4 protein-coding genes and 2 pseudogenes are annotated in these 4,396 nt (G+C 72.3%); 5 read left to right on the top strand and 1 reads right to left on the bottom strand.

Going from position 1 to position 4,396, the window contains the following annotated elements:
* The 4 genes and pseudogenes from JNW91_RS34120 to JNW91_RS29930 form a co-directional block, all read left to right on the top strand.
* Positions 1–192 (top strand): annotated as a pseudogene (locus JNW91_RS34120) (CocE/NonD family hydrolase); the annotation flags it as partial.
* Positions 164–1,072, top strand: a complete 909-nt coding sequence (locus JNW91_RS29940; RefSeq protein WP_309244522.1) for a ketopantoate reductase family protein — start codon at positions 164–166, stop codon at positions 1,070–1,072. The pseudogene JNW91_RS34120 and the gene JNW91_RS29940, both read left to right, overlap by 29 nt.
* 62 nt (positions 1,073–1,134) lie before the next feature.
* Complete coding sequence (locus tag JNW91_RS29935) at positions 1,135–1,635, top strand: SigE family RNA polymerase sigma factor (protein ID WP_203178861.1); 501 nt, start codon at positions 1,135–1,137, stop codon at positions 1,633–1,635.
* The gene (locus tag JNW91_RS29930) at positions 1,628–2,494 is read left to right on the top strand and encodes a hypothetical protein (RefSeq protein ID WP_203178860.1); all 867 of its coding nucleotides are present in this window, start codon (positions 1,628–1,630) and stop codon (positions 2,492–2,494) included. Before JNW91_RS29935 ends, JNW91_RS29930 begins: the two co-directional genes overlap by 8 nt.
* Before the next feature lie 18 nt (positions 2,495–2,512).
* Here the strand turns inward: JNW91_RS29930 and JNW91_RS29925 are convergent, their stop codons facing one another.
* Positions 2,513–4,096 carry an acyl-CoA carboxylase subunit beta gene (locus tag JNW91_RS29925; RefSeq protein WP_203178859.1) on the bottom strand — a complete coding sequence of 528 codons (1,584 nt, stop codon included), beginning with the start codon at positions 4,094–4,096 and terminating at the stop codon, positions 2,513–2,515.
* Positions 4,097–4,180: 84 nt separating this feature from the next.
* On the opposite strand from JNW91_RS29925, the pseudogene JNW91_RS29920 reads away from it, so the two are divergent.
* A pseudogene (locus JNW91_RS29920) lies at positions 4,181–4,396 on the top strand (biotin--[acetyl-CoA-carboxylase] ligase); the annotation flags it as partial.

The raw sequence follows: 4,396 nt of genomic DNA, 5'->3' as shown, positions 1-4,396 counted from the left end.
GACCATGCCACCCTGCGCGCCGCCGGCGCACGGCCGCGCCTCGTGATCGGCCCGTGGACGCACGGCAGTCCCGGTCTGTTCGTCGCCGCCCTCCGGGAGTGCCTGGCCTGGCTGGATACGCACCTGGACGATCGGGGCGCGGCTGGCGCAGGCCGGTCGGGACGTGACCCTGGTGGCGCGCGGGGCGCACCTGGACGCGATTCGTGCGCGGGGTCTGACCCTGCGCCAGCCCGACGGTGACGTCACCGCTCGCCTCGCCGCCGTGGACGGGCCCGGTGACCGTCCCCTGCCCGCGGACACGGTGCTGGTCCTCACGGTGAAGTCGCAGGACACCTCCGGGGCGCTGGCCGCCTGGGTGGATGCGCCGGTGGCCGGCGGCGGTACGGCAGGCGAGCGGTTGCCGCTGGTCACCGCACAGAACGGGGTGGCGAACGAGCGGGCCGCGCTGCGGCTCTTCGCCGACGTGCACGCGGTCTGCGTCTGGCTGCCGGCCACCCACCTGGACCCGGGCGTGGTGGTGGCCAACGGGTACCCGCACCCGGGGATGCTCCACATCGGGCGGTACCCGAGCGGCGCCGACGACACCGACCGGGCGGTCGCCGCCGACCTGACCGCCGCCGGGTTCGTCGCACCGGTGCGGAAGGACGTGCTGCGCTGGAAGTACGGCAAGCTGCTCAGCAACCTCGGCAACGGCCTGCAGGCGCTGCTCGGTCGGGACATCCCGGACGCGCTGGCCGAGCGGGTACGCGCCGAGGGTGTCGCCGTACTCGCCGCCGCGGGCATCGCGCACACCTCCCCGGAGGAGGAGAAGGCCGAACGCGGCGACCTGGTCGGGCAGCGCCCGGTGAATGGCGAGGCGCGTTCCGGCGGCTCCACCTGGCAGAGCCTGGCCCGGGGTGCGGGCTCCACCGAGGCCGACCACCTCAACGGGGAGATCGCCCTGCTCGGCCGGTTGCACGGCGTACCGACGCCGGTGAACGTGGCCGTGCAGCGCGCGGTACGCCGGGCGGTCCGGGAGCGGATCGGGGCGGGCGCGTTCCCGCTGACCGAGCTGGAGAAGATGATCGCCTGATCGGGGCAACCGACGACCCTGCCCGGCGCGTGTTCCCTGCGACCGACACGGGGAGGTAGCGGGTGCCGGACGTCGACGGGTTCGACGAGTTCTACCGGGGAAGCCGGCAACGGCTGCTCGGGTTCGTCTACGCCCTGACCGGCGATCGGGTCGAGGCGCAGGACGCCGTGCAGGAGGCGTACATCCGGGCGTGGCAGCGCTGGTCGACGGTCAGCCGGTACGACGACCCGGAGGCGTGGGTACGGGTGGTGGCGAGCCGGGTGGCGGTCAGCCGGTGGCGCAGCCTGCGCAGCCGTGCCCGCGCGTACCTGCGGCACGGGGCCAACGAGACCGTTCCCGGCCCGGACACCGACACCGTCGAGGTGGTCGCCGCGCTGCGCCGGCTGCCCGAGGAGCAGCGCACCGCCATCGCCCTGTACTACCTGGTCGGCATGCCGGTCGCCGAGGTGGCGCGGGAGACCGACGCCCCGGTCGGCACGGTGAAGGCCCGACTCTCCCGGGGGCGCGCCGCGCTCGCCGGGCTGCTCGCCGTCTCTGATGTGGAGGAGACTACCGATGCGTGACGACCTGGCGTTCGTCGAACAGATCCAGCGTGACCTGCGGGACGTCCGGTGGCCGGAGCCGCAGGACATCCGGGCCGAGGGCCGGCGGCGCAGCCGTCGTACCGCCCTGGCGGCCACGGTCGTGCTGACGCTCGCGGGCGTCTCCGCCTTCGTCGCCGCCGAACGCGGCGGAGAGGTGGCGCCACCTCCGGTCGCGGCCTCGGCCTCTCCGACCGCACCGGCCCGTGCTGAAATTGCCCTCGACTCACTGCTGCGACCGGCCGACCTGGCCCAGCCGGCGCAGGTACAGCTCAGTGAGTCAGGGCTGGGGGAGCCGGTCCGCGTCGAGCGGATGTTGGGTCACTGCCGGGAGACCCAGGGGATGACGACCGGCTGGCAGATGTCCCTCTGGTCACGGTCGCAAACCCTGCTGCGGGAACGCCCCGAGGGCGTCGACCGCCCCTCCAGTGACCTGCTGCTCAGCCAGGATCTGTACCGGGTGACGCCGGACGTGGCGGCGTCGTTCTTCGGCAACCTCGACCAGATGCTGGCCACCTGCCCCGAGTGGCGCAGCGTCGGGCCCTACACGATCGCGGGACAGACGGGGACCGCGGAAGTGGTGCACCGCTGGGCGGTGGTGCAGCGGGGCTTCGCCGGGGACGGGGCCGTGCTGGTCCGCCACTCCTCGTCACGAGCCCGCGACCAGAAAACCGGCGAGACCGTCGGCAACGTGTCCCGGCCGACCAGCACGGCTGTGGTGCGGGTGGGCGACCTGATCGCGGTACTCACCCCGGGACGGGACGGCACCGAGCCGGAGCTGATCCGGCTGGCGGCGGTCGCCGCCAGCCGGATGTGCCTCGCCGCCAACCCGCCCTGCTGACGCCGGTCAGGAACGCGGTCAGAGCGGGATGTTGCCGTGCTTCTTCGGGGGGAGGGTCTCGCGCTTGGTGCGCAGGATGCGCAGCGCCCGGACGATCTGGGCACGCGTCTCGTGCGGCGGGATCACCGAGTCGATGTATCCGCGCTCGGCCGCCACGTACGGGTTGGCGAGGGTGTCCTCGTACTCGGCGATCTTCTCGGCGCGGACCGCCGCCGGATCCTCGGCACCGGCCAGCTCGGAGCGGTAGAGGATGTTCACCGCGCCCTGCGCGCCCATCACCGCGATCTGCGCGGTCGGCCAGGCGAAGTTGAGGTCGGCGCCGAGGTGCTTGGAACCCATCACGTCGTACGCCCCGCCGTACGCCTTGCGGGTGATCACGGTGACCTTGGGGACGGTCGCCTCGGCGTACGCGTAGATGAGCTTGGCGCCCCGGCGGATGATGCCGTCCCACTCCTGGCCGGTGCCCGGCAGGAAGCCGGGAACGTCCACGAAGGTCAGTACCGGGATGTTGAACGCGTCGCAGGTGCGGACGAACCGGGCGGCCTTCTCCGAGGCGGCGATGTCCAGGGTGCCGGCGAAGTGCATCGGCTGGTTGGCCACCACACCGACCGGACGCCCCTCGACCCGGCCGTAGCCGACCACGATGTTCTGCGCGTAGAGCGGCTGGACCTCCAGGAACTCCCCGTCGTCGAGGACGTGCTCGATGACCGTGTGCATGTCGTACGGCTGGTTGGCCGAGTCCGGAATCAGCGTGTCCAGTGCCCGGTCCTCGTCGGTGACGGAGAGGTCGGCGGGGGCGTCGAAGACCACCGGCTCGTCGATGTTGTTCGACGGCAGGTACGACAGCAGGGCCTTGACGTAGTCGACCGCGTCCTCCTCGTCGCTGGCGAGGTAGTGCGCGTTGCCGCTGCGCGAGTTGTGCGTGCGTGCCCCGCCCAGCTCCTCCATGCCGACGTCCTCGCCGGTCACCGTCTTGATCACGTCGGGTCCGGTGATGAACATGTGCGAGGTCTGGTCGACCATGACGGTGAAGTCGGTGACCGCCGGGGAGTAGACCGCGCCGCCGGCGCAGGGCCCCATCACCAGCGAGATCTGCGGGATGACGCCGGAGGCACGCACGTTGCGGAAGAAGATCTCGCCGTAGAGGCCGAGCGAGACGACACCCTCCTGGATGCGGGCGCCGCCGGAGTCGTTGATGCCGACCACCGGGCAGCCGATCTTCATGGCGAGGTCCATCACCTTGACGATCTTCTCGCCGAAGACCTCGCCGAGGGAGCCACCGAAGACCGTGAAGTCCTGGGCGAAGACGCAGACCTGCCGGCCGTCGACCGTGCCGTAGCCGGTGACCACGCCGTCGCCGTAGGGCCGGTTCTTCTCCAGCCCGAAGGCCGTGGACCGGTGCCGGGCCAGTTCGTCGAGTTCGACGAAGGAGCCCTCGTCGAGCAGCATCTCGATCCGCTCGCGGGCGGTCTTCTTGCCCCGGGCGTGCTGCTTCTCGACGGCGCGCGCCGATCCGGCGTGCACCGCCTCGTCGACCCGGCGCTCCAGGTCCGCCAGCTTGCCCGCGGTGCTGTGGATGTTGGTCCCGGTCTCGGTAGTCACCCAGGGAATATAACGATGGTTCAGGTCGAGGCGGCTGTGCAGTACGCCTCAGTGCCGCTCCGGTCACCGTCGTAGGCTGGCGGGATGCCGGGCTCCCCGTACACCGATCTGGACCGCCCGCCGCTGTCGGCGGCCCGGCTGCGGCGCGCGCTGGTCGCGCCGAACGGGCCGTGGGCACGGCTGGAGCTGTATGCCGAGACCGGCTCCACCAACGCCGACGTGGCCGAGGCCGCCGCGGCGGGTGAGCCGGAGGGCCTGGTCGTGGCTCGCCGAGCCGGCAGACCGCCGGGCGTGGCCGGC

This window comes from Micromonospora parastrephiae, assembly GCF_016802865.1.
In the GTDB taxonomy this organism is placed as follows: domain Bacteria; phylum Actinomycetota; class Actinomycetes; order Mycobacteriales; family Micromonosporaceae; genus Micromonospora; species Micromonospora parastrephiae.
The sequence above is the reverse complement of the archived record's forward strand: the minus strand, read 5'-3'. Positions and strand labels throughout refer to the sequence as shown.